Raw genomic sequence first — 22670 nt, 5'->3', positions numbered from 1 at the left:
GAGGATTTCATGCGCACGATCGTTTTCAGCAGCCAGACCTACGACCGCGACAGTTTCCTCGCCGCCGACTGCCCGGACGGGATCGAACTGCACTTTCAGCCCGCCCGGCTCAGTCTCGATACCGCAGCGTTGGCCGAACATCACGAAGTAGTCTGCGCCTTCATCAACGATGACCTGAGCGCGCCGGTGCTGGAACGTCTGGCCGCCGGCGGCACTCGCCTGATCGCCTTGCGTTCGGCCGGCTACAACCATGTGGATCTGGCCGTCGCCAAACGCCTCGGGCTGGCCGTCGTGCGTGTACCGGCCTACTCGCCCCACGCGGTGGCCGAGCACGCGGTGGCGTTGATCCTCGCCCTCAACCGACGCCTGCACCGTGCCTACAACCGCACCCGCGAAGGCGATTTCAGCCTGCACGGGCTCACCGGTTTCGATCTGGTGGGCAAGACGGTCGGCATCGTCGGCACCGGACAGATCGGCGCGACCTTCGCGAAAATCATGCATGGCTTCGGCTGCGAACTGCTGGCCTACGACCCTTATCCGAACCCTGCCGTCGAAGCGTTGGGCGCGCGCTACCTGAGTCTGCCGGACCTGCTGGCGCAAGCGCGGATCATCAGCCTGCACTGCCCGCTCAACGAACAGAGCAGACACCTGATCAACCGTGATTCGCTGGCGCACATGCAACCGGGGGCGATGCTGATCAACACCGGGCGCGGCGGTCTGGTGGACACGCCGGCGCTGATCGACGCCCTGAAGGACGGCCAGCTCGGTTATCTGGGACTGGATGTGTATGAAGAGGAGGCGCAGCTGTTCTTCGAGGACCGTTCCGACCTGCCGCTACAGGACGACGTGCTGGCGCGGCTGCTGACGTTCCCCAATGTGATCGTCACCGCCCATCAGGCGTTTCTGACCCATGAGGCGCTGGGCGCGATTGCCGCGACCACCCTGCACAACATCGCGACCTGGGCGGCGGGTACGCCGCAGAACCAGGTCGAGGGCTGAACGGTCGGACTCAGACCGGAGGTGGCGTCGGGGTAATCGCTACGCACAGGATCAACAGCGCCAGCCAGCCGAACCCCAGTAAACGTTGCTTGAGGGAGTGCCCGCTGCGCAGCAGGAACCAGACAAACACCAGCGGCATCAGAAACGCCATGATCTTCAGCCAGCCTTCCACCGGACGCGAGCCGTCCGGGTTTGCCACGGGCTCGACAGGCTGCGAACGACGACGTCGCCCCGCCGCGGCCGGCATGATCTTCGGCCGCTCGGGGGCCGGTGGCGGAACGTGGGCCTCGGGCACTGCCTTGTTACGCGGCAGGCTGCCAAAGGAAATCGTCGACGCGCCCTTTTCGGCGTGAGACGCCTGCGCCTCTGCCAGCGGAGCCCCGCAATGAATGCACGCCGTGGCTTCGGAGCTGATGCTCCGCTTGCATTCATAACATTCGATCAGCGCCATGTTCCGTTCCTTGAAAATGAAGGCGGCAGTTTGCCACGACTGCGGTGTCGATTTGAACCTGATCGAAGGTTGCACGCGCGCATCATTCTGCAATCAAGCCCGTGCTAGCATGTCGCGCATATTTGGAGGACCCATGGTCGAACACGATTTCCGCTACACCCTGATGAACCCGCAACACACCCTCACCGAATGCCGCGCCCTGGTTCCGGGCCGTTATCAGGTCACCGGCAACGGTGGCTCGATCCGCATCGGCGACGTGCTGGTCGTGACCCTCAAAGGCAGCAAGGACTTGTCCATGCGCCTGACCGTCGACACCGTCCGCCACCTGATCAACCCGCCGGGTCAATGGACTGCCATGACCACCGGCCCGGTGTTCGGTGAACTGGCGATCCACACCTGGCAGGTCAACTGCGACAGCTGCGCCAAGGAGCTGAGCTTCGAATTCGCCGTGGACGCCAAACTGGGCAAGCCTGCGGAAAAACCGGCCGCCACGGCACGTATTGCGGAGCTGGGCTGGAAAGCCGTCGGCGACAAGCATCTGTGCCCGAAATGCCAGGAGCCGGCGTGATGAAACACCTGGCCCTGACCGCCGCTGTCGGCGCCGGCCTGATGGGTTGCGCCGCGGAGCCTGTGCAACTGCAACAGAACCGTAGCTACATTCTGGAATGGATCGGCGAGCGTCCGCTGATGGATTACAGCCACCTGACCGTGACCCTCGGCGATGACGGGCGGGCGTATGGCAATGGCGGCTGCAACCACTGGTTCGCGCCGTACACCCTGGAAGGCGACAAGCTGAGCTTCGGCAAGATCGGCAAGACCCGCAAACTCTGCGCACCGGCGCTCATGGAGCAGGAGCAACGCTTCCTCCAGGCCCTGGAACACGTGGAACGCTGGGATATCTCGCCGATCGAGCAGATGCGCTTCTGGCCGGCTGAAGGCAAGCCATTGCGCTGGTGGCTGGAAGAAGGCTGATCCTGCTGCCCTGAATGATCGTTCCCACGCTCTGCGTGGGAATGCATCCCGTGACGCTCTGCGTCACAGCGGACGCGGAGCGTCCGGGGCGGCGTTACCACGCGGAGCGTGGGAACGATCAGCGACGAACAGCCAAGGCGAATCAGTTGGTCGCCTGCAACGCCTCAAGCTTGGCCATCACCCCCGCCGCCGTCTGCTCACCCATCAACTGCTCCCGCACCTTGCCCTTGTTGTCGATGATGTAGGTCACCGGCAAGGCCTCACTGCGCGGCAGTTCGAACAGTTCCGCCGGGTCCTGCGCCAGTACGGTGAATTTGATGCCCAGTTTTTCGCTGGCGCTCTTCAGCTCGTCACCCTGCACGTTGTCGAAGTTGACCCCGAACACGCCGATTTTCTTGCCCTTGAGCTCTTCGGCCAGATGGTTGAGTTCCGGGATTTCCGTGCGGCACGGGCCGCACCATTCGGCCCAGTAGTTGAGCACGACCCATTGTTTGTCGAGGCGCTCGGACGCCACTTTCTGCCCGTTCTGGTCGATGCCGTAGTCGTTACCGCAGCCCCCCAGCATCAACGCCCCGATGATCGTCAATGCCGCTGCCAGTGCCCGTGTCATGTCGTGTTCCTTGTGAAAAATTGAATGCGCCTGCGACCCATCGCCTCCCAAGGTTCTGGATTGCGCGCTGCACAGTTAGAATAGCCGCCACTCTACGCAAGAAGCGACCCGCCCATGACCGATCTGACGCTTTATCACAACCCGCGCTGCTCGAAATCCCGCGGTGCGCTCGAACTCCTCGAAGCCCGCGGCCTGACGCCAAACGTGGTGCGCTACCTCGAAACCCCGCTGGACGCCGCGCAGATCAAGGCGCTGCTCGGCAAGCTGGGAATCAGCGCACGGCAACTGCTGCGCACCGGCGAAGACGAATACAAGACCCTGAACCTGGCCGACGCCAGTCTCACCGAAAAACAACTGATCGAAGCCATCGCGGCACATCCGAAGTTGATGGAGCGACCGATTCTCGAAGCCGGCGACAAAGCCGTCATCGGCCGTCCACCGGAGCAGATCCTGGAGCTGCTGCCGTGAGTGCGCCGTACATTCTGGTTCTGTATTACAGCCGCAGCGGCTCGACCAACGAGATGGCCCGGCAGATTGCCCGTGGCGTCGAGCAGGCCGGCCTCGAAGCACGCCTGCGCACCGTGCCGGCGATCTCCACCGAGTGCGAAGCCGTGGCACCGGACATTCCGGATGAAGGCGCGCTGTACGCCACGCTGGATGACCTGAAGAACTGCGCCGGCCTGGCCCTCGGCAGCCCGACCCGTTTCGGCAACATGGCCGCGCCGCTCAAGTATTTCCTCGATGGCACGAGCAACCTGTGGCTGACCGGCGCGCTGGTCGGCAAACCGGCCGGGGTGTTTACCTCCACCGCCAGCCTGCATGGCGGCCAGGAAACTACCCTGTTGTCGATGATGCTGCCGCTGCTGCACCACGGCATGCTGATCACCGGCCTGCCCTACAGCGAATCGGCGCTGCTGGAAACCCAGGGCGGCGGCACGCCGTACGGCGCCAGCCATCACGCCGGGGCCGACGGCAAAAGTGGTCTCGATCAGCACGAAGTGGCGCTGTGCCGCGCACTCGGCGCACGTCTGGCCAAGACCGCCCAGAAACTGGGGAACTGAGATGGCCAGAAAGCCGAAAGTCCTGCCCGCCGTCGAGTGGCTGGAGCCACGGGTGCGGGCCATGCGGGTGATCAGTCTGCTGTGCTTTTTCGGCCTGGCTGGATTGCTCGCCGCGTATTACCTGGTGTTCGCCGACCTGCACGGCGCGCGGCCGTGGGTGATTCTGCTGATCGAGCTGATCCCATGGGTCGTGCTCGCACCGGGCATGATCATGGGCAGCGCACGCGGGCATTCGTGGATGTGCTTTGTGGTGAACCTGTATTTCATCAAGGGCGCGCTGGCCGCATACGACCCGAGCCGGCAGCTGTTCGGCGTGCTGGAAATGATCGCCAGTCTGGCGGTGTTCTGCTCGGCGTTGCTGTATGTGCGGTGGCGGTATCAGCTGAACCGCAAACTGGCGGGCGAAGGCGAAATCTCCGTCGCCTGACTGCGCTCCAACTCCAAGATCGTTCCCACGCTCCGCGTGGGAATGCATCAAGAGACGCTCCGCGTCTCAGGGACGCAGAGCGTCCCGGGCGGCATTCCCACGCAGAGCGTGGGAACGATCACCCTAGGCTCAATGATTGACGGTGTAAGCCAGCATCATCGAGATCTGGCTCATCGGCCGTCCGCCACTCTCTTCATGCCACTGGTTGAACACATTCTGCACGGTGGCCAGATCCCGCAGACTGCTCGGCACCTTGTCGACGATCTTCTGAGCATTCAGCGCCGCGACCACGTCGTAGCTCGGCACAAACGTATCCTTGCCGACCATCCGCAAAAACCGCGGCGCCGACAGCCCGCCCAATTGATGGCCGTGCTTTTTCAGGTAGGTCCACAAACCGACGATGTCGGTCACCGGCCAGTCGGCCAGCAACGCACCGAAACTGCCCTTCTCTTTCTCGACGTCCAGAATGAACTGCGCATTGCGTGGCACGCTTTTCAGCTTGCCCAGGTGACGGATGATCCGCGCATCCTGCATCAGCCGCTCAAGGTGTTCGGCACTCATCAACACGACCTTTTCCGGGTCGAACTTGAAGAACACTTCCTCGAAGGCCGGCCACTTGGCGTCCACCAGACTGTGCTTGAGCCCGGCACGAAATACCCGCAGGGCCATGGTCGAGAGATAACGGTCGTCGCTGATCTTGCGCAGTTGCGCCGGGGTCTTGGGAACGGGCAGATGGGCTTCCAGTTCAGCCGCCGAACCGAAGCGGTTCAGACAGTATTCGTGCAGCCACTTGTAGTCGCGCATGCCCTCTCCTAAAAAATGAATTGAAAACGGCGCCCGCGAGCGCCGTTTCTTTCGAGCGATCAGATCACTTACAGGTTCACCACATTGACGAAACGCGAAGCCGCCGTCTCGTCGATCTTCAGGCTGGTGAAGTCAAACAGGTTACGGTCAGCCAGTTGCGACGGGATCACGTTCTGCAGGCTGCGGAAAATGCTCTCGGTACGGCCCGGGGTCTTGCGTTCCCAGTCCACCAGCATTTCCTTGACCACCTGACGCTGCAGGTTTTCCTGGGAGCCGCAAAGGTTGCACGGGATGATCGGGAATTGCTTGAAGTCCGAGTAGGCCTGGATGTCTTTCTCGTTGCAGTAGGCCAGCGGACGGATCACCACGTTGCGACCATCGTCGGCGCGCAGCTTCGGCGGCATGGCCTTGAGACTGCCGTTGAAGAACATGTTGAGGAAGAATGTCTCGACGATGTCGTCGCGATGATGACCGAGAGCCATTTTGGTCGCGCCGATTTCGTCGGCAAAGGTGTACAGCGTGCCGCGACGCAGGCGCGAGCACAGCGAGCAGGTGGTCTTGCCTTCCGGGATCAGCTCCTTGACTACCGAGTAGGTGTCCTTCTCGACGATGTGATACTCGATGCCCAGCTCTTTCAGGTAGGCCGGCAGCACGTGCTCGGGAAAGCCCGGCTGCTTCTGGTCCATGTTCACGGCGACGATCTCGAACTTGATCGGTGCAACCTTCTGCAGGTGCATCAGCACGTCGAGCATGGTGTAGCTGTCCTTGCCTCCGGACAGGCAGACCATGACCTTGTCGCCGTCTTCGATCATGTTGAAGTCGGTGACGGCTTCGCCCGCCAGGCGGCGCAGGCGCTTTTGCAGTTTGTTCTGGTTGACCGTAAGAGTGCCCATGACGCGAAATCCGTGAGGTGTGACGAAAGGCGGGCATTTTACGCAAAAACACTGGGCTTGTGGCCACAGGTTGTCGCCGCTCGCAGCGCCCTTCTACACAGACCTCGACGCGATTACCCCGAGGTTTTACAGCGCGATTTGCTCTAAGCCCCTATCACCCGTGCGGTTAAGACCTTTCTATACTGCGACATAAGGTCGCACACAATCTGAAGACCTGTATTTGCTCGGCCGCATTGGCCCGTAGGCGCTCCGCTGGGGGGCGATGGCAATAACGAGAGGAGTGACTGGCATGATCCATCACGTAGTGGGACTTTTTACCCACCCCGATCAGGAATGGAAGGAAATCCGTGGCGACCAGGAAGAAAGCATCAGCCACATGTACCTGACGCACACGCTGATTCTGGCGGCGATCCCCGCTGTTTCGGCATTTATCGGCACCACCCAGGTCGGCTGGGTGATCGGCAACCGCGCACCGGTGATGCTCACCGTCGAAAGCGCGTTGTGGATGACGATCATGTCTTATCTGGCAATGCTCGGCGGGGTCGCGGTCATGGGTGCCTTCGTGCACTGGATGGCCCGCACCTATGACGCCAACCCGAGCCTGGCCCGTTGCGTGGCATTTGCCACCTACACCGCGACACCGTTGTTCGTCGGCGGGCTGGCGGCGCTCTACCCGCACATGTGGCTGGGGATGATCGTCGGCACGGCGGCCATCTGCTACACGGTGTACCTGCTGTATGTGGGGCTGCCGACCTTCATGAACATTCCGTCCGACGAGGGTTTCCTGTTTTCCAGCTCGGTACTGGCGGTGGGTCTGGTGGTGCTGGTGGCCATCATGGCGTTCACCGTGATTGTCTGGGGACTGGGCGTGGGGCCCGTCTACACCAATTAGCAATCGGTTCATCCCGAGAAAAACAAGATCCGCCAACACAGGCCGCCGCAAGGCGGCCTTCTCGTGCCGGTTGAAAAAGAGCGACGACCATTCGGCAGTTCGACGATTCGCAACGCCCCGGGGTTGCGGCATACTCGACGCCTCTGGAGATCCATCAAGCATGCCCGAGCAACTCAATACCCGCGTCGAAGACTGTTTCCAACTCGCTGAATCCTTTTTCAAACGTCCCTTCAAACGCCCCGTGGTGAGCCTCAAGCTGCGCGGGCAAAAAGCCGGAGTCGCGCATCTGCACGAGAACCTGCTGCGCTTCAATCCGCAGCTGTACCGGGAGAACACCGAACATTTCCTCAAGCAGACCGTGGCCCACGAAGTCGCGCACCTGATCGCCCACCAGCTGTTCGGCGACCGCATCCAGCCCCACGGCGAGGAGTGGCAACTGATCATGCGCGGCGTTTACGAATTGCCGCCGGACCGCTGCCATACCTATGAAGTCAAACGCCGCAGCGTGACCCGCTATATCTATAAGTGCCCGTGTGCGGATAGCGATTTTCCGTTTTCGGCGCAGCGCCATAGTCTGGTCCGGCAGGGGCGGCGCTATCTGTGCCGGCGTTGCCGCAACACGCTGGTGTTCAGTGGCGAGATGCGGGTCGAGTAAGTCCCCACCTCGTTCCCACGCTCTGCGTGGGAATGTATCCCGTGACGCTCTGCGTCACAGTGGACGCAGAGCGTCCATGGCGGCATTCCCACGCAGAGCGTGGGAACGAGCTACAAAACCACTTTCGCGGCACGTAGTTCGGCAATCCGCTCAGGGCTCACCCCCAACTCCGCCAACACCTGATCCGTATGCTGCCCCAGCGCCGCGCCGACATGCCGCGGCGCCGGCAACGCTACGGAAAACTTCAGCGGACAGGCGATCTGCGCCTGCACCGTGCCATCCCCACGCGACACCTGCGTCACCAGTTCCCGCGCCTGCAATTGCGGATGCTGCACCGCCTCGCCCAGATTCAATACCGGTTCGACACAGGCATCGATCCCGGCGAACAGCTCGCACAGTTCAGCAAAGTCATGCTTCTCGAACTCGACCTTCAAGGCGTCCTTGAGCGCCCGCTGCTGCTCGGGCTTGGGCGACAAGCCCTGCGCCGTCAGTTCCGGCCGGCCCAACGCCGCACACAGTTGCTGCATGAAGGCCGGCTCCAGACTGCCCACCGACATCCAGCGCCCGTCGCGAGAGCGGTAGTAATCGTAGAAGCTGCCGCCATTGAGCATCTGATCTTCCCAGCCCGGCTCCTCGCCGCAGGCCAGATAGCCGGCACCCGCCATGGCGTTCAGGCTGAACGCGCAGTCGGTCATGCTCACGTCCAGATGCGTGCCCTGCCCGGTTTGCTGGCGGGAAATCACCGCTGCCAGCAGACCGATCACCCCGTGCAGCGAGCCGCCCGCGACGTCCGCCACCTGCATGCCCAGCGGCAACGGCCCGCTGTCGGCGCGCCCGGTGTAACTGGAGAGCCCCGCCAGCGCCAAGTAGTTGATGTCGTGGCCGGCGCGATCCCTGTACGGTCCGGTCTGGCCGTAACCGGTGATCGACACGTAAATCAGCTTCGGATTGATCGCCTTCAGCGTCTCGTAACCCAGCCCCAGCCGCTCCATCACTCCGGGTCGGAATTGCTCCAGCACGATGTCGTAATCCACCAGCAACTGCTTCACCAGCTCCAGCGCCTCGGGCTGCTTGAGGTCCAGGGCCAGGCTGCGCTTGTTGCGATTGAGATAAGCGTGACTGGCCGAGACACCGTGATCGTGGGGCGGCAACACCCGCACCAGGTCGAGGCGGGTCGGCGATTCGATGCGCAGTACCTCGGCGCCCATGTCCGCCAGCAGCAGCGAGGCGAACGGCCCCGGCAGCAGGGTCGAGAAATCCAGAATCTTCAGTGAGGCCAGCGGTGCAGACATGGGCATTCTCCATCAACGATGCATGCAGCCTAGGCAGCCATCGGCGATGGGGCAATTACCGGATCCATCAGTTGCGCTGACCGTTGCGCTCAAACAGCAGACAAGAAAAAACCCGCCGAAGCGGGTTTTTCCATTCGAGCGATGCTTACTTCACATTGCTCGGGGTCGGGCCTTCGGCCACGCCCAGGTCGTCTTCTTGACGCTCGTCAGAGATACCGCGACCGCCCGAGGCCAGCTCGGATTGCAGCACGTCGGTGTCCAGCTCCTTGACCCACTTGGCCACGACGATAGTCGCTACGGCGTTGCCGACCAGGTTGGTCAGGGCGCGGGCTTCGGACATGAAGCGGTCGATACCGAGGATCAGCGCCAGACCGGCCACCGGCAGGTGACCTACGGCCGACAGGGTGGCCGCCAGTACGATGAAGCCCGAACCGGTCACACCGGCTGCGCCTTTGGAGGACAGCAGCAGCACCAGCAGCAGGGTGATCTGATGGGTGATGTCCATGTGGGTGTCGGTCGCCTGAGCGATGAACACGGCCGCCATGGTCAGGTAGATCGAGGTACCGTCGAGGTTGAACGAGTAGCCGGTCGGGATGACCAGACCTACCACCGATTTCTTCGCGCCCAGACGTTCCATCTTGATCAGCATGCGTGGCAGCGCCGATTCCGACGAGGACGTACCCAGTACGATCAACAGCTCTTCACGGATGTAGCGCACCAGTTTGAACACGCTGAAACCGTGAGCCCGGCAGATCGCACCCAGCACCAGCACGACGAACAGTACGCAGGTGATGTAGAAGCAGATCATCAGCTGACCCAGCTGCACCAGCGAGCCGACACCGTAGGCACCGATGGTGAACGCCATGGCGCCCAGCGCACCGAGTGGCGCCAGTTTCATGATCATGTTGATGATGTTGAACATCACGTGGGCGAAGCGATCGATCATGTCCAGCAGCGGACGACCGTATGAACCCAGGCGATGCAGCGCATAGCCAAAGATCACCGAGAACATCAGCACTTGCAGGATGTCACCGGTGGCGAATGCGCCGACGATGGTGTTCGGGATCACGTTGAGGAGGAAACCAACGATGCTCTGGTCTTTACTGGCCGTCACATAAGTGGCGATTTTCGAGGCGTCCAGGGTGGTGACGTCGATGTGCATGCCGGCGCCCGGTTGCACAACGTTGACCACGACCAGACCGATCAGCAGGGCAATGGTGGAAACGATTTCGAAGTACAGCAGCGCGTAGCCGCCGGTCTTGCCCACAGATTTCATGTTCTGCATGCCAGCGATGCCGCTGACAACGGTACAGAAGATGATCGGCGCAATGACCATTTTGATCAGTTTGATGAACCCGTCACCCAGTGGCTTGAGCGCCACACCGGTCTGTGGGTAGAAGTGACCGAGCAGGATGCCGATGGCGATGGCAACGATCACCTGGAAATACAGGGATTTGTACAGTGGCTGACGAGTCGTCATTGCAAAGTTCCTCAAGAGTCCCGCGTGGCAACATCCATCTGTTGAACGCGAAACCTGAATTGCGAACCCTCCTGCACTGGAGGGATTTGTTGTGTCGAACGGCGCTTTTCCGGACCGGCTCGGCGCACGCTTCTGTGGCTCTTATCGCAAACGTCGTGCCACTTTGGTGCAAATCGCTGCAAGCCTTTTGATATCAGGGGATACGGGTTTTTCTGTGTCACCGTTCGGTGACTCAAGTGTGGCGGATTTCCGCCAACTCGCCCGACCTCGTCCTACAATTTGGCGGAAATCCGCCTTGTTACCGATCAAAGGCAGCCGCTACCATCGGTCGCCAGAGGAAGGACCTGCCGCCCATGCGCGAACGCACCATCGCCAGTCACTTTGCCCGCGCCGCCCTCGGTGGCGCGCGGCGCTCGGGTTACGACTATTCGGACCTGCTGCAGCAACTGGGCATCAGCCCCGAACTGCTCGACGAGCCGCGCGCGCGGATCGCCCCGGAGCAATTCACCCAGCTGATCCAGAACCTGTGGCTGGCCCTGAACGACGAATACCTGGGCTTCGGCAACGCACCGAGCAAACCCGGCAGCTTCGCCATGATGTGCCACGCGATTATTCATTGCCGCAGCCTGGAAAAGGCTCTGCAACGCGGCTTATTGTTTTATAGCCTATTCCCCGAAGCCCCGCGCCTGACCCTGAGCCATGAAGACGAATGGGTGCGCCTGAGTCTCGACGATGCGCAATTGTGGGACCCGGATCACTTTCTCAGCGAGAGCCTGCTGGTGATCTGGCATCGCCTCGGCAGCTGGCTGATCGGCCAGCGGATTCGCCTCGAACAGGCGAACTTCAGCTACCCGAAACCGGCGCACGGGGCGGAATACGATTTGCTGTTTTCCTGCCCGCTGGAATTTTCCGCAACGCAAAGCAGCCTGGTGTTTCACAGCCGCTATCTGCATATGCCGCTGTTGCAGGACGAACGCACCCTCAAGCATTTTCTCGAACGCTCCCCCGCCGATCTGCTGTCCCGCCCGGACGACGGCAACAGCCTGAGCAGCCGGCTGCGCCGCTTGCTCAGCCACGACAGCACGCGCTGGCCGGACTTGGAAGCCGTGGCCGCGCACCTGCACATCAGCCCGCAAACCCTGCGCCGGCATCTGCGCGAAGAAGGCACCAGTTTTCAGGAATTGAAGGACCAGTTACGGCGGGACATTGCGATTTATCACCTGGGGCGCGCGGATCTGTCGTTGCAACAGATCGCCGAACAGCTCGGGTTTTCCGAGCCGTCGGCGTTTCATCGGGCGTTCAAGAAGTGGACGGGGCTGACGCCGGGGGCTTATCGAGCGCAGGAGCAGTGAGCGGTCACACCGCCGGAAAATGAATCCTGAACGCCGCCCCGCCCATCGGCGAATCCCCCAGGGTCAGCTTGGCGCTGTAGCTCTCGATGATGTCCTTGACCACCGCCAGCCCGATGCCCTGCCCCGGATGCTGGCGGTCCAGACGTTCGCCGCGTTCGAGAATCCGTGCGCGCTGATCCGGTGGTACGCCGGGGCCGTCGTCTTCGATGCACAGTTCGATTCCGTCCAGACTTTCACGCACGCTGATGCGCACTTCGCCCAGGCACAGGCGATAGGCGTTTTCCAGCAGGTTGCCCATCATCTCCAGCAAGGCGCCCTGCTCGATCGGCACGTAACAGTGCTCCGGCAGATCGAAGGCGACGCGCACGTGTTTGTCGCGGTAGACCTTGTCCAGCGTGTCGCACAGGCTTTGCAGCACCGGGCGCAGGCGCACCTGATGGCGCACCAGACCGCTTTTGCGCAGGCTGGCGCGTTGCAACTGGTAACCGATCTGCTGGCTCATGCGTTCGATCTGGGTTTGCAGCACCCAGGCCTGATCGCGGTCTTCGGGTCGCTGGGCCATGTCTTCGCTGACGCCTTGCAATACCGCCAGCGGGGTTTTCAGGCTGTGGGCCAGGTCGTCGAGGGAGTCGCGATAACGGCTGCGCTGCTGGCGTTCACTGTGCAGCAGGCGGTTGAGGGAGCCGGTCAGGCGCAGCAGCTCTCGCGGGTGCTGTTCGCTGAGGCTTTCGAGGGTTCCGCCTTCGATCTCGTCGAGTTCCTGACTGAGCCGGCGCAAGGCTTTCAGGCCCCAGGTCAGGCCGATCCACAGCAGTGCGAGCAGCACCAGCAGCGCCGCGCCGAAACCGAGGTAGAGATTTTCCCGCAGACCTTCGAGGGTGGTTTCGTATTCGCGCACCGGTTGCAGGGCCACGATACTGAAGGCTGCGCTCTTGCCGCCGAGCAGTTTGACTTCGACGTCGTAGACAAAGAATTCCTGACCGTTGGCTTCGCGGATCCGCGCGAACTCGTTGCCGAGGCCGTCGTAGCGCGGCGTGTAGTTGATCTTCTCTTCCTGGGTGCCTTTCGAACGCCAGACCAGATGGCCTTCGCGGTCATAGATGTAGCCGAGCAGGCGATTGTCCGTGAGGTTGAAGCGCTCGTCGGGCAACTGTGCCGGCATCATCAGGTGGTTGTTTTCAACCCGCGCGGCGGAGATCAGCGTGGTGACGTCGGACGCCAGCCGCTGCTCGATCGAGTCCTGCAGCGCCAGGCTGAATGCGCCCTGCATCGCCGGGAGCAACGCGAGCATGAACAACACCGCCAGGGTGGTGGCGGCGAGCATCAGCCGGACGCGAAGGGAACGGATCAAGTGCAGCGCTCATTGAACAGGTAACCGAGGCCGCGCACGGTGTCGATCGGCTTGAATCCGGCCGGGCCTTCGAGCTTGCGGCGCAGACGGCCGACCAGCACTTCGATCACGTTCGGATCGCGCTCGTCGTCATCCGGGTACAACTGCTCCATCAGCCGATCCTTGGGCACCACTTGCTGGTGATGGCGCATGAGGTATTCGAGGATCCGGTATTCGTAGGCCGTCAGCGCCAGCGGTTGCTCGTCGAGACTCGCCTGCTTGCGATTCAGATCCAGCAAAAGCGGGCCGGCGACGATGGTCGACTGGGTGAAACCGCTGGAGCGGCGCAGCAACGCATTGAGCCGCGCTTCGAGCTCTTCGAACTGGAACGGCTTGACCACGTAATCGTCGGCGCCGGCGGCCAGGCCTTCGACCTTGTCCTGCCAGTTGCCGCGCGCGGTGAGGATCAGGATCGGAAAGGTCTTGCCGCCCGAGCGCAACTGACGGATCAGGTCGAGCCCGCCCATGCCCGGCAGGCCGAGGTCGATCACCGCCAGGTCAAAGTTGAATTGCCCGGTCTGGTACAACGCCTCTTCGGCATTGGCCACGGACTCGACCACGTGACCGCTCTCCGTCAGGCGGGTTTGCAGGTGATGGCGCAACAGCGCTTCATCTTCGACGACCAACAGTTTCATGACGCTCTCCCGGGTAAATCGACAACTCCAAAGGCTTTCGCCTCACATGGCTGCGCCGGGTCGCCCCTCAAAGGACGACCCGGCGCGGGCCTGACGCCAATCGCTTAGAAAGCGTAGTTGGCCGACAGGTAAGTCTGGGCGCTGCTGGTCAAGTCCAGCGAGCCTTGCTTGCTGCCGCCGCTCTCTTTCATCTCGGTGCTGGCGTTGCTGCGCAGGTAACGGTAACCGAGTTCGACCGAGGTGTTCTGCGAGACTTGCTGCAGCACACCGAACTGACCGCCGACGGCGTAACCGATGTCACTGTCGCGGCTGTAGCCTGGCGAATCCTGGGTCAGCTTGGTCAGACCCGCCGTGGCACCGCCGAACAGCTTGGTGCTGCCGCCCACCGGGTAGAACAGATCGTAGCTGCCCAGCAGGTTTTCCTGGCGCAGTTTAATGCCATTGTGCGAGCCCGACACGTTGTCGTAGGTGGCGTAGTAGCGACCCTGGCTGTTTTGCTGACCCAGACGCAGGCCGTAGGTGTTGTTGCCGTCGATGGCCGCGGTGGCGTCCGGGTGGCCGAGGTTGTCGTTCAGGGCGTTGGATTTCTTGATCTTGTCGCTGGTCTGGCCAAAGGTCAGGCCGGCGAAGTTGCTGGTGGTGTCGGCGTGGGCCGCGATACTGGCGCTCATTACGGTAAAAGCCAGCAGCAGTTTATTTAAACGAGTCATGGAGTTTCCTCTTTCACAGTGCTGTTTGGGTATGGCGCAAGGTTACTGGCCCTCCCCTGTACCGCCCCTGAACACTCTCTGAACCTGGCCTGAATGAAATGAACTAGGCTGTTTTGACCCTTTATTGTCAGGAGACCCGATCATGCGCCTGCTTCTAACCCTCGCCCTGCTCGTCTTCAGCAGCCTCAGCCAGGCTGCGATCAAGACCGAGGAAATCCCCTACCAGAGCGCCGACGGCACGAAGCTGATCGGTTACTACGCCTACGACGACGCGATCAAGGGCCCGCGCCCCGGCGTGGTGGTGGTGCATGAATGGTGGGGACTGAACGACTACGCCAAGCGCCGCGCCCGGGATCTGGCCGGGCTCGGCTACAGCGCGCTGGCCATCGACATGTACGGTGAGGGCAAGAACACCGAGCACCCGAAAGACGCGATGGCGTTCATGCAAGCGGCCACGCAAAACGCCGATGCCGCCAGCAAGCGCTTTCAGGCCGGGCTGGATCTGTTGAAGAAACAGCCGCAGACCGACAAGGATAAAATCGCCGCTATCGGTTACTGCTTCGGCGGTGGCGTAGTGCTGAATGCCGCGCGTCAGGGTGTGCCGCTGGCCGGCGTGGTGAGTTTCCACGGCGCGCTGGCCACCAAGACCCCGGCTGCGCCTGGCAGCGTGAAGGCGAAAATTCTCGTCGAGCATGGCGCGCTGGACAGCATGGTCACCCCGGACAACGTCGCGGCGTTCAAGTCGGAAATGGACAAGGCCGGCGCCGACTATCAATTCGTCAATCTCGACGGCGCCAAGCACGGGTTCAGCAATCCCGACGCGGATCGCCTGAGCCACGGCGATCACGGTGGCCCGGATATCGGCTACAACAAGGCCGCCGATGAAAAATCCTGGGCGGACATGCAGGCGTTCTTCAAGAAAATCTTTGGCTGAACCCGGTCGCCCCCTCGCGCTGATCGTTCCCACGCTCCGCGTGGGAATGCAGCCCGGGACGCTCCGCGTCCCTTCGCGGTGTGACGCAGAGCGTCACTGTATGCGTTCCCACGCAGAGCGTGGGAACGATCATGGCTCCAGGCTTCTGCGTGGGAACGATCACCTGCTCTGCACTATCCAGCCCGAAGACAACCCGGCAAAATGCCCGACATGACTGCCAGCCCTTTCCTCCCCGCCTGCTGCACTCCGCTCGATGCCCATTGGCCGCTGCCGACGGTGTTGCCCGACACCGTGCTGCTGACCACCCATTTCGACCCGTCGCAACTGCTCGGCGATGACTTCCGCCGCAGCGCCATCGAGCCGCCGCCAAGCATTCAGCGTTCGGTGGCCAAGCGGCAGGCGGAATTCCTTGCCGGGCGGATTTGCGCCCGGGCCGCGTTGCAGCAATTGGAAGGCTCAAGCACTGTTCCGCCGATCGGCGAAGATCGTGCTCCGGTGTGGCCGGCACACATCTGCGGCTCGATCACCCACAGCACCGGCCGTGCGGCGGCGATTGTCGCCAACAAGCAGCACTGGCGCGGACTGGGCATGGACCTGGAAAACCTGCTCAACGCCGAACGCGCCGAACGACTGGCCGGAGAGATCCTGACCCCGCCGGAAATGCAGCGCATGGCCGCCGGCTCCCGAGATCAGATTGCGTTGTGGGTGACCCTGACCTTCTCGGTGAAAGAAAGCCTGTTCAAGGCGCTGTACCCGATCGTGCAGCAGCGCTTCTACTTCGAACACGCCGAGGTGCTGGAGTGGAATGAACAAGGTCAGGTGCGGCTGCGGCTGCTGACGGACCTGTCCGGCGAATGGCGCAACGGCACTGAACTCGATGCGCAATTTGGCGTGCAGGACGGGCAGTTGCTGAGTCTGGTCAGCATTCCTGCCTGAAGTTTTTTAGCGCCGCTCCTGATTCCTCGGCCAGCTCAGGCTGAAGCACGCTCCGCCCAGACTCTTGCTCTTGCCGATCAGCGCCCGGCCGTCGTGCCAGTGAATGATCCGCCGCACGATCGACAGGCCCAGGCCGTGTCCGCCGGACGCCCGGGTGCGACTGTCGTCCAGGCGCAGGAACGGCGTGAAGATTTTCTCCCAGGCGGTTTCCGGCACACCGGGGCCGTCGTCCTCGACATCCACCCGGCAACGCATCTGCCCGACCTGATAACTGACCGTGACCTTCGAACGCGCATGGCGCATGGCGTTGCTCACCAGATTCTGCAAGGCGCGGTGCAGGTAACGCGGCTCGGCCTCGACCCAGGCGTCATCGCAATCCGCCGCCGACAGGCACAAGCCGCGTTGCACCGTGACTTCTGCACGCAGAGGCGCCAGCTCTTCGATCACCTGATTGACCAGCGCATCCAGGTCAATGCGCTGGAAGGTCAACGCCGGCGAGCCCTGTTCCAGCCGGGCGTACGTGAGCATTTCGTCGACCAGTTTGTCGAGATCTTCGATGTCGTGGTCCATGCCCTCGCGGTATTTTTCCAGCGCCTGCGGGGTGGTCGCCGAACCGATCATCTCCAGACCGAAACGCAGGCGCGCCACCGGCGTGCGCAATTCGTGGGACACCGCGCGCACCAGTTCACGCTGAATGGCGAGCAACTGCTGCAAGTGCTCGGCCATACCATTGAACGCAGCCGCCAGTTTGCCCACCGAGTCGGCACCCCGGGCCGGCACCCGGGTTTCCAGGCTGCCTTTGGCGATGCGCGTAGCGGCAGCTTCGAGTCCGCGCAAACGCCGTTCAAGCTGACGCACCAATAAATAGACGATCAGGCCGATCAGAGTCAGGCCAAGGGCGGCGATCAGCACCAGCCATTCCGGCGGGTACGGGTTCATCTGATACAGCGGCCCGATTTCCAGCACCCACGGCGTGCCGACCATACCGGCGAACACCCGGATCGAATCGCCCCCCTTGCCCAGCGCCATCACCGTATCGCCTTCGGACACCCGACGGCTCTGGTCTTCGTCCATGTCGGCATCGCTGACCGTGACCAACCGCAAATCGAAGCCGAAGCCTTTGTCTTCTTTCAGCTGCGCCAGTCGTTTGGGCTGCTCGCCCACCGGCACCCGCACCAGTTCATCGGCCAACAGATAAATGGTCGCCCGGGCCAGTTGCTCGCTGATCTGCTGCACCTCACCCACCAGCACCAGTTGCTCCTTGTCGCTGACCAGGCGATAGACCTTGGCCGCGTGTGGGCCGGTCTGTTCGACCAGCGCCTGCCCGCGCTGCACCCGGGTGCGCTGGGTCAGGTCGAGATCGGTCTGGGCAAAGGTTTTCACTGCCAGCGGAATCCCGAGCAGCCGCTCCCATACCAGCAAGGCGCGATGGCGCTCGGTTTCGTTCATCGGTTGCAGGTTGTCGGCCATCAGCGAAAACGTACCGTGGGCCAGACGCTCGCGGTATTGCTCGCTGCGCACCTGATTGAGCAGGTGCAGCGCCAGCACGCCGAGCACTGCCACCAGAATCAGCGCCGCGCACATGCCGCCATAGATGCGCAGGAAGATCGAATTCACAGCGGCAGTTCTACGCAGGCTTCCGGCACGAACAGGTAACCTTTGCTGCGCACGGTCTTGATCAGACGCGGGTGATCGGGGTCGTCGCCGATCTTCGGGCGGATGCGCGAGATGCGCACATCGATCGAGCGGTCCTGGCCGTCGTAGCCGATGCCGCGTAGCGCGGTGAAGATTTCTTCCCGGGACAGGATCCGTCCGGCGTTGGACACCAGCAGCCAGAGCAGATCGAATTCGGCACTGGTCAGCTCGATGCCGCTGTCGCTGAGCCAGGCTTCGCGCAACGCGTTGTCCACCACCAGCGGACCGAATTGCAACCGACGCGGATTGCCTGCCGCCGGCTCCGGTGTGTCACTGCGGCGCAACAATGCCTGGATGCGCGCCAGCAACAGCCGCGGGCGCACCGGTTTGCAGACGTAGTCGTCGGCGCCGAGGTCGAGGCCTAGGATCTGGTCGGCGTCATCGGTACGCGCGGTTAGCATCAGGATCGGCCCGTCGTAGCGATCGCGCACCTTGCGGCAAATGCTCAGGCCGTCTTCACCGGGGAGCATCAGGTCGAGGATCACCAGGTCCGGCTGCTCCTTGATGATCCGTGCCGCCGCCAGCGCACCGTTGCCTTCGATGTCCACGCGCAATCCGTTGGCTTGCAGGTATTCACGGGTCAGTTCAGCCAGACGCTGGTCATCCTCGACGATCAATACCTGCCAGGCTTCTTGCTCCACGGGTGACCTCTGCTTGCCGAAACTGCTTATAAAGGAAGGATCCTCCCGTCTTTTTGTCATCTTTAAGGAGGATAAGAATGCGTGCGCATGGGCCGATTGTATAAACGGCGTACAGCCAGAACACAAGTCGGTAAATGCGTTCGGACAAGGCGGATTTTTGTGATAGGGTTCGCGCCCTCAAAATTCCGCCGCGGCATTTTTTTGCGGTGAAAAACAGTGACAGACGGTCTAGCTCAGCAGGTTCGCGGCCTACACGGGAATTCCTGGTTTCTTACACAATTTACGCACAGGTTTATCCACAGCTCGTACGTTGCAAGCCCCCTCGAAACGCATTATCTTGTAGCACGGCGCGAGGACAGACCCTACATATAGGGTTTTCCATTCCAGAGCCCAACCACATTTCGGACCTGAAACTCAAGTGCTTTATTGCCGGTTTCCGGTTGAACCAAGCAAGTTTTTCAAAGCCCAAACCGCACTCGCGGATGGCACCGTTTTTCAGGTTGGCAACGACCGGAACGGTACGGGTGTTGCAGTCATTACTGTCACCCTGGAAGTAATCCGGCTCGAGCCTTGGCTCGTGGCCGAAAACTTCGGCAAGGATGCGGCGTCATTAGCCTTTTTCCTACTGGTCCGAAGTTGTTATGCCCGACGCCCGTCGGTTGTAGTGCTTCGGACCAGAACGGTGAGCACCATGATGGTGCCCAAACAAACATAGAGAATGTGGAGATCACCCCCCATGCAAACCGACACAACTCGCGAGAACCCGCAGGGCACCTTGCCGCAGGCCGCCGATTCGAATTCGGATCTGGCTGCCACCGCGCCTGGCCAACTGCGCGTGATCAAGCGTAATGGCACTGTCGTTCCTTACACCGATGACAAGATCACCGTCGCTATCACCAAAGCGTTTCTCGCAGTTGAGGGCGGCACCGCTGCCGCTTCGTCGCGAATCCACGACACCGTTGCCCGCCTGACCGAACAGGTCACCGCGACCTTCAAGCGTCGCATGCCGTCGGGCGGCACCATCCACATCGAAGAAATCCAGGACCAGGTCGAACTGGCCCTGATGCGTGCCGGCGAGCAGAAAGTGGCTCGCGACTACGTGATCTACCGTGACGCCCGCTCCAAGGAACGCGCCACCCGCACCACCGCCGAAGCTCCGGTACAGGCGCATCCGTCGATCCGCATCACCCGCGCCGACGGCAGCCTTGCGCCGCTGGACATGGGCCGCCTGAACACCATCGTCACCGAAGCCTGCGAAGGCCTGGCCGAAGTCGACGGCGACCTGATCCAGCGCGAAACCCTGAAGAACCTGTACGACGGCGTGGCCCTGAACGACGTCAACACCGCGCTGGTGATGACCGCGCGTACTCTGGTCGAGCGCGAGCCGAACTACTCGTTCGTGACCGCCCGCCTGCTGATGGACACCCTGCGTGCCGAAGGCCTGGGCTTCCTGGGCGTGGCCGAGAGCGCCACTCACCACGAAATGGCCGACCTGTACGCCAAGGCCCTGCCGGCCTACGTTGCCAAAGGTATCGAGTTCGAACTGCTGAACCCTGTGCTGGCCTCCTTCGACCTGGAAAAACTGGGCAAGGCGATCAACCACGAGCGCGACCAGCAATTCACCTACCTGGGCCTGCAGACCCTGTACGACCGTTACTTCATCCACAAGGATGGCGTGCGCTTCGAACTGCCGCAGATCTTCTTCATGCGCGTGGCCATGGGCCTGGCGATCGAAGAGAAGCAGAAAGAAGACCGTGCGATCGAGTTCTACAACCTGCTGTCCTCGTTCGACTACATGGCTTCGACCCCGACCCTGTTCAACGCCGGTACCCTGCGTCCACAGCTGTCGAGCTGCTACCTGACCACCGTGCCGGATGACCTGTCGGGCATCTACCACGCGATCCACGACAACGCCATGCTGTCGAAATTCGCCGGCGGCCTGGGCAACGACTGGACCCCGGTTCGTGCACTGGGCTCGTACATCAAGGGCACCAACGGCAAGTCGCAAGGCGTGGTTCCGTTCCTGAAGGTGGTGAACGACACCGCCGTCGCCGTTAACCAGGGTGGCAAGCGCAAAGGCGCTGTCTGTGCCTACCTGGAAACCTGGCACATGGACATCGAAGAGTTCATCGAGCTGCGCAAGAACACCGGTGATGACCGTCGTCGTACCCACGACATGAACACCGCCAACTGGATCCCTGACCTGTTCATGAAGCGTGTCTTCGATGACGGCAAGTGGACCCTGTTCTCGCCGTCCGAAGTACCGGACCTGCACGACCTGACCGGCAAGGCCTTCGAAGAGCGCTACGAGTACTACGAAGCCCTGACCGAATACCCGGGCAAGATCAAGCTGTTCAAGACCATCCAGGCCAAAGACCTGTGGCGCAAGATGCTGTCGATGCTGTTCGAAACCGGCCACCCATGGCTGACTTTCAAGGACCCGTGCAACCTGCGCAGCCCGCAGCAGCACGTCGGCGTGGTTCACAGCTCGAACCTGTGCACCGAGATCACCCTGAACACCAACAAGGACGAGATCGCGGTCTGCAACCTGGGCTCGATCAACCTGCCGAACCACATCGTCGACGGCAAGCTGGACACCGCCAAGCTCAAGCGCACCATCGACGTCGCCGTGCGCATGCTCGACAACGTGATCGACATCAACTACTACTCGGTACCGCAGGCGAAGAACTCCAACTTCCGCCACCGTCCGGTCGGCCTGGGCATCATGGGCTTCCAGGACGCGCTGTACCTGCAGCACATCCCTTACGGTTCCGACGCTGCCGTCGAGTTCGCCGACAAGTCGATGGAAGCGGTCAGCTACTACGCGATCCAGGCTTCCTGTGACCTGGCCGACGAGCGCGGCTCGTACGAGACGTTCCAGGGTTCGCTGTGGTCCAAAGGCGTACTGCCGCTGGATTCGCAACAGATCCTGATCGAAGCACGTGGCCAGAAGTACATCGACGTCGACCTGACCGAGTCCCTGGACTGGGCCCCGGTTCGCGCCCGTGTGCAGAAAGGCATCCGTAACTCGAACATCATGGCCATCGCACCGACCGCGACCATCGCCAACATCACCGGCGTCTCGCAGTCGATCGAACCGACCTACCAGAACCTGTACGTGAAATCGAACCTGTCGGGCGAATTCACCGTGATCAACCCGTACCTGGTTCGCGACCTGAAGGCTCGCGGTCTGTGGGACTCGGTCATGATCAACGACCTGAAGTACTACGACGGTTCGGTTCAGCAGATCGAGCGCATCCCGCAAGAACTCAAAGAGCTCTACGCAACCGCGTTCGAAGTGGACACCAAGTGGATCGTTGACGCCGCCAGCCGTCGTCAGAAGTGGATCGACCAGGCCCAGTCGCTGAACCTGTACATCGCCGGCGCATCGGGCAAGAAACTGGACGTGACCTACCGCATGGCCTGGTACCGTGGCCTGAAAACCACCTACTACCTCCGTGCCCTGGCCGCGACCAGCACCGAGAAGTCGACCATCAACACCGGCAAGCTGAACGCTGTTTCCAGCGGCGGCAACCACGGCGACGACTCGGTCCTGGCAGCCCCTGCCGGCCCGGCTCCAGTACCGAAGGCTTGCGCCATCGACGAGCCGGATTGCGAAGCTTGCCAATAAGCTGAGCTGAATCGGGCGTTGCAAAACGCCTGATCCGAGAAACCCCTGACAGACTTCTGGTTTGTCGGGGGTTTTCTTTTGCCCGCGATAAAAGCAAAAGCGGCCCTCACCCTAGCCCTCCCGAAACGTCGGACCGCCCAGAGGGAGAGGGGACTGACCGAGGGGTTTGGGAGAGATACGCCGACGTGAAAGACCGAGCTGAACTCAAGC

General features: G+C 61.9%; 23 protein-coding genes. 12 read left to right on the top strand and 11 right to left on the bottom strand.

All coding sequences use genetic code 11. The features are described from left to right. The first annotated feature begins 9 nt into the window (after window positions 1-9). Window positions 10-999 carry a 2-hydroxyacid dehydrogenase gene (locus tag CAF80_RS23535; RefSeq protein ID WP_039772878.1) on the top strand — a complete coding sequence of 330 codons (990 nt, stop codon included), beginning with the start codon at window positions 10-12 and terminating at the stop codon, window positions 997-999. Window positions 1000-1009: 10 nt separating this feature from the next. Here CAF80_RS23535 and CAF80_RS23530 read toward each other — a convergent pair whose 3' ends face one another. Then, a complete protein-coding gene (locus CAF80_RS23530; protein ID WP_074688522.1) occupies window positions 1010-1450 on the bottom strand; it encodes a hypothetical protein in 441 nt (146 codons plus the stop codon). A gap of 133 nt (window positions 1451-1583) precedes the next feature. Between CAF80_RS23530 and CAF80_RS23525 the strand changes: the two genes are divergently transcribed. Continuing rightward, the gene (locus tag CAF80_RS23525) at window positions 1584-2018 is read left to right on the top strand and encodes a hypothetical protein (RefSeq protein WP_007957770.1); all 435 of its coding nucleotides are present in this window, start codon (window positions 1584-1586) and stop codon (window positions 2016-2018) included. Further along, window positions 2018-2422, top strand: coding sequence for an META domain-containing protein (locus CAF80_RS23520; protein WP_007957769.1), 405 nt, complete (start codon window positions 2018-2020; stop codon window positions 2420-2422). Before CAF80_RS23525 ends, CAF80_RS23520 begins: the two co-directional genes overlap by 1 nt. A 142-nt stretch (window positions 2423-2564) precedes the next feature. Here the strand turns inward: CAF80_RS23520 and CAF80_RS23515 are convergent, their stop codons facing one another. Next, a complete protein-coding gene (locus tag CAF80_RS23515; RefSeq protein ID WP_074688164.1) occupies window positions 2565-3032 on the bottom strand; it encodes a TlpA disulfide reductase family protein in 468 nt (155 codons plus the stop codon). Window positions 3033-3146: 114 nt separating this feature from the next. Here CAF80_RS23515 and arsC point away from each other — a divergent pair, with 114 nt between their 5' ends. From arsC to CAF80_RS23500, 3 genes are read left to right on the top strand one after another with little or no spacing between them, the layout of a single operon-like run. Next, entirely contained in the window at window positions 3147-3500 is a 354-nt protein-coding gene (gene arsC, locus CAF80_RS23510) for an arsenate reductase (glutaredoxin) (RefSeq protein ID WP_011335489.1), read from the top strand. Next, entirely contained in the window at window positions 3497-4093 is a 597-nt protein-coding gene (gene wrbA / locus CAF80_RS23505) for an NAD(P)H:quinone oxidoreductase (RefSeq protein ID WP_007957765.1), read from the top strand. The genes arsC and wrbA overlap by 4 nt, the downstream gene beginning before the upstream one ends. A 1-nt stretch (window position 4094) precedes the next feature. Beyond that, entirely contained in the window at window positions 4095-4520 is a 426-nt protein-coding gene (locus tag CAF80_RS23500; RefSeq protein WP_074688166.1) for a DUF2069 domain-containing protein, read from the top strand. A gap of 129 nt (window positions 4521-4649) precedes the next feature. Here CAF80_RS23500 and CAF80_RS23495 read toward each other — a convergent pair whose 3' ends face one another. Continuing rightward, a complete protein-coding gene (locus CAF80_RS23495; protein ID WP_074688168.1) occupies window positions 4650-5324 on the bottom strand; it encodes a DNA-3-methyladenine glycosylase I in 675 nt (224 codons plus the stop codon). A gap of 68 nt (window positions 5325-5392) precedes the next feature. Further along, entirely contained in the window at window positions 5393-6217 is an 825-nt protein-coding gene (gene ttcA / locus CAF80_RS23490; protein ID WP_064598661.1) for a tRNA 2-thiocytidine(32) synthetase TtcA, read from the bottom strand. 289 nt (window positions 6218-6506) lie between these two features. Between ttcA and CAF80_RS23485 the strand changes: the two genes are divergently transcribed. After that, window positions 6507-7109 (top strand): Yip1 family protein, encoded by a 603-nt coding sequence (locus CAF80_RS23485; RefSeq protein WP_007957761.1) that lies wholly within the window; start codon window positions 6507-6509, stop codon window positions 7107-7109. A 160-nt stretch (window positions 7110-7269) separates the two neighbouring features. Continuing rightward, window positions 7270-7764 (top strand): SprT family zinc-dependent metalloprotease, encoded by a 495-nt coding sequence (locus CAF80_RS23480; RefSeq protein WP_007957760.1) that lies wholly within the window; start codon window positions 7270-7272, stop codon window positions 7762-7764. 110 nt (window positions 7765-7874) lie between these two features. Here the strand turns inward: CAF80_RS23480 and CAF80_RS23475 are convergent, their stop codons facing one another. Beyond that, entirely contained in the window at window positions 7875-9056 is a 1182-nt protein-coding gene (locus CAF80_RS23475; RefSeq protein WP_074688170.1) for a CaiB/BaiF CoA-transferase family protein, read from the bottom strand. Window positions 9057-9201: 145 nt separating this feature from the next. Continuing rightward, window positions 9202-10536 carry a dicarboxylate/amino acid:cation symporter gene (locus CAF80_RS23470; protein ID WP_039772890.1) on the bottom strand — a complete coding sequence of 445 codons (1335 nt, stop codon included), beginning with the start codon at window positions 10534-10536 and terminating at the stop codon, window positions 9202-9204. A gap of 353 nt (window positions 10537-10889) precedes the next feature. Here CAF80_RS23470 and CAF80_RS23465 point away from each other — a divergent pair, with 353 nt between their 5' ends. After that, entirely contained in the window at window positions 10890-11888 is a 999-nt protein-coding gene (locus CAF80_RS23465; RefSeq protein ID WP_085668008.1) for an AraC family transcriptional regulator, read from the top strand. Between the two features lie 4 nt (window positions 11889-11892). Here the strand turns inward: CAF80_RS23465 and CAF80_RS23460 are convergent, their stop codons facing one another. The 3 genes from CAF80_RS23460 to CAF80_RS23450 all read right to left on the bottom strand — a co-directional run bounded on the left by CAF80_RS23460 (window position 11893) and on the right by CAF80_RS23450 (window position 14623). Further along, window positions 11893-13239, bottom strand: a complete 1347-nt coding sequence (locus tag CAF80_RS23460) for an ATP-binding protein (RefSeq protein ID WP_039772893.1) — start codon at window positions 13237-13239, stop codon at window positions 11893-11895. After that, window positions 13236-13913 carry a response regulator transcription factor gene (locus CAF80_RS23455; protein ID WP_039772894.1) on the bottom strand — a complete coding sequence of 226 codons (678 nt, stop codon included), beginning with the start codon at window positions 13911-13913 and terminating at the stop codon, window positions 13236-13238. Before CAF80_RS23455 ends, CAF80_RS23460 begins: the two co-directional genes overlap by 4 nt. Window positions 13914-14017: 104 nt before the next feature. Continuing rightward, window positions 14018-14623 carry a hypothetical protein gene (locus CAF80_RS23450; protein ID WP_064598671.1) on the bottom strand — a complete coding sequence of 202 codons (606 nt, stop codon included), beginning with the start codon at window positions 14621-14623 and terminating at the stop codon, window positions 14018-14020. A gap of 142 nt (window positions 14624-14765) precedes the next feature. On the opposite strand from CAF80_RS23450, the gene CAF80_RS23445 reads away from it, so the two are divergent. Both CAF80_RS23445 and CAF80_RS23440 read left to right on the top strand, forming a co-directional pair. Continuing rightward, window positions 14766-15557 carry a dienelactone hydrolase family protein gene (locus CAF80_RS23445; protein WP_085668007.1) on the top strand — a complete coding sequence of 264 codons (792 nt, stop codon included), beginning with the start codon at window positions 14766-14768 and terminating at the stop codon, window positions 15555-15557. A gap of 210 nt (window positions 15558-15767) precedes the next feature. Beyond that, the gene (locus tag CAF80_RS23440; RefSeq protein ID WP_039772897.1) at window positions 15768-16493 is read left to right on the top strand and encodes a 4'-phosphopantetheinyl transferase; all 726 of its coding nucleotides are present in this window, start codon (window positions 15768-15770) and stop codon (window positions 16491-16493) included. Between the two features lie 6 nt (window positions 16494-16499). Here the strand turns inward: CAF80_RS23440 and CAF80_RS23435 are convergent, their stop codons facing one another. After that, on the bottom strand, window positions 16500-18110 hold the full coding sequence (locus tag CAF80_RS23435; protein WP_039772898.1) for an ATP-binding protein: 1611 nt from the start codon (window positions 18108-18110) through the stop codon (window positions 16500-16502). Further along, window positions 18107-18829 (bottom strand): response regulator, encoded by a 723-nt coding sequence (locus CAF80_RS23430; protein ID WP_074688174.1) that lies wholly within the window; start codon window positions 18827-18829, stop codon window positions 18107-18109. Before CAF80_RS23430 ends, CAF80_RS23435 begins: the two co-directional genes overlap by 4 nt. 736 nt (window positions 18830-19565) lie before the next feature. Here CAF80_RS23430 and CAF80_RS23425 point away from each other — a divergent pair. Then, window positions 19566-22460 (top strand): ribonucleoside-diphosphate reductase subunit alpha, encoded by a 2895-nt coding sequence (locus tag CAF80_RS23425; protein WP_011335505.1) that lies wholly within the window; start codon window positions 19566-19568, stop codon window positions 22458-22460. Window positions 22461-22670 lie beyond the last annotated feature (210 nt).

This window comes from Pseudomonas sp. B34(2017) (assembly GCF_002112915.1).
In the GTDB taxonomy this organism is placed as follows: domain Bacteria; phylum Pseudomonadota; class Gammaproteobacteria; order Pseudomonadales; family Pseudomonadaceae; genus Aquipseudomonas; species Aquipseudomonas pharyngis.
Note: the sequence above shows the minus strand (reverse complement) of the source record. Positions and strands in the feature narration are given on the sequence as shown.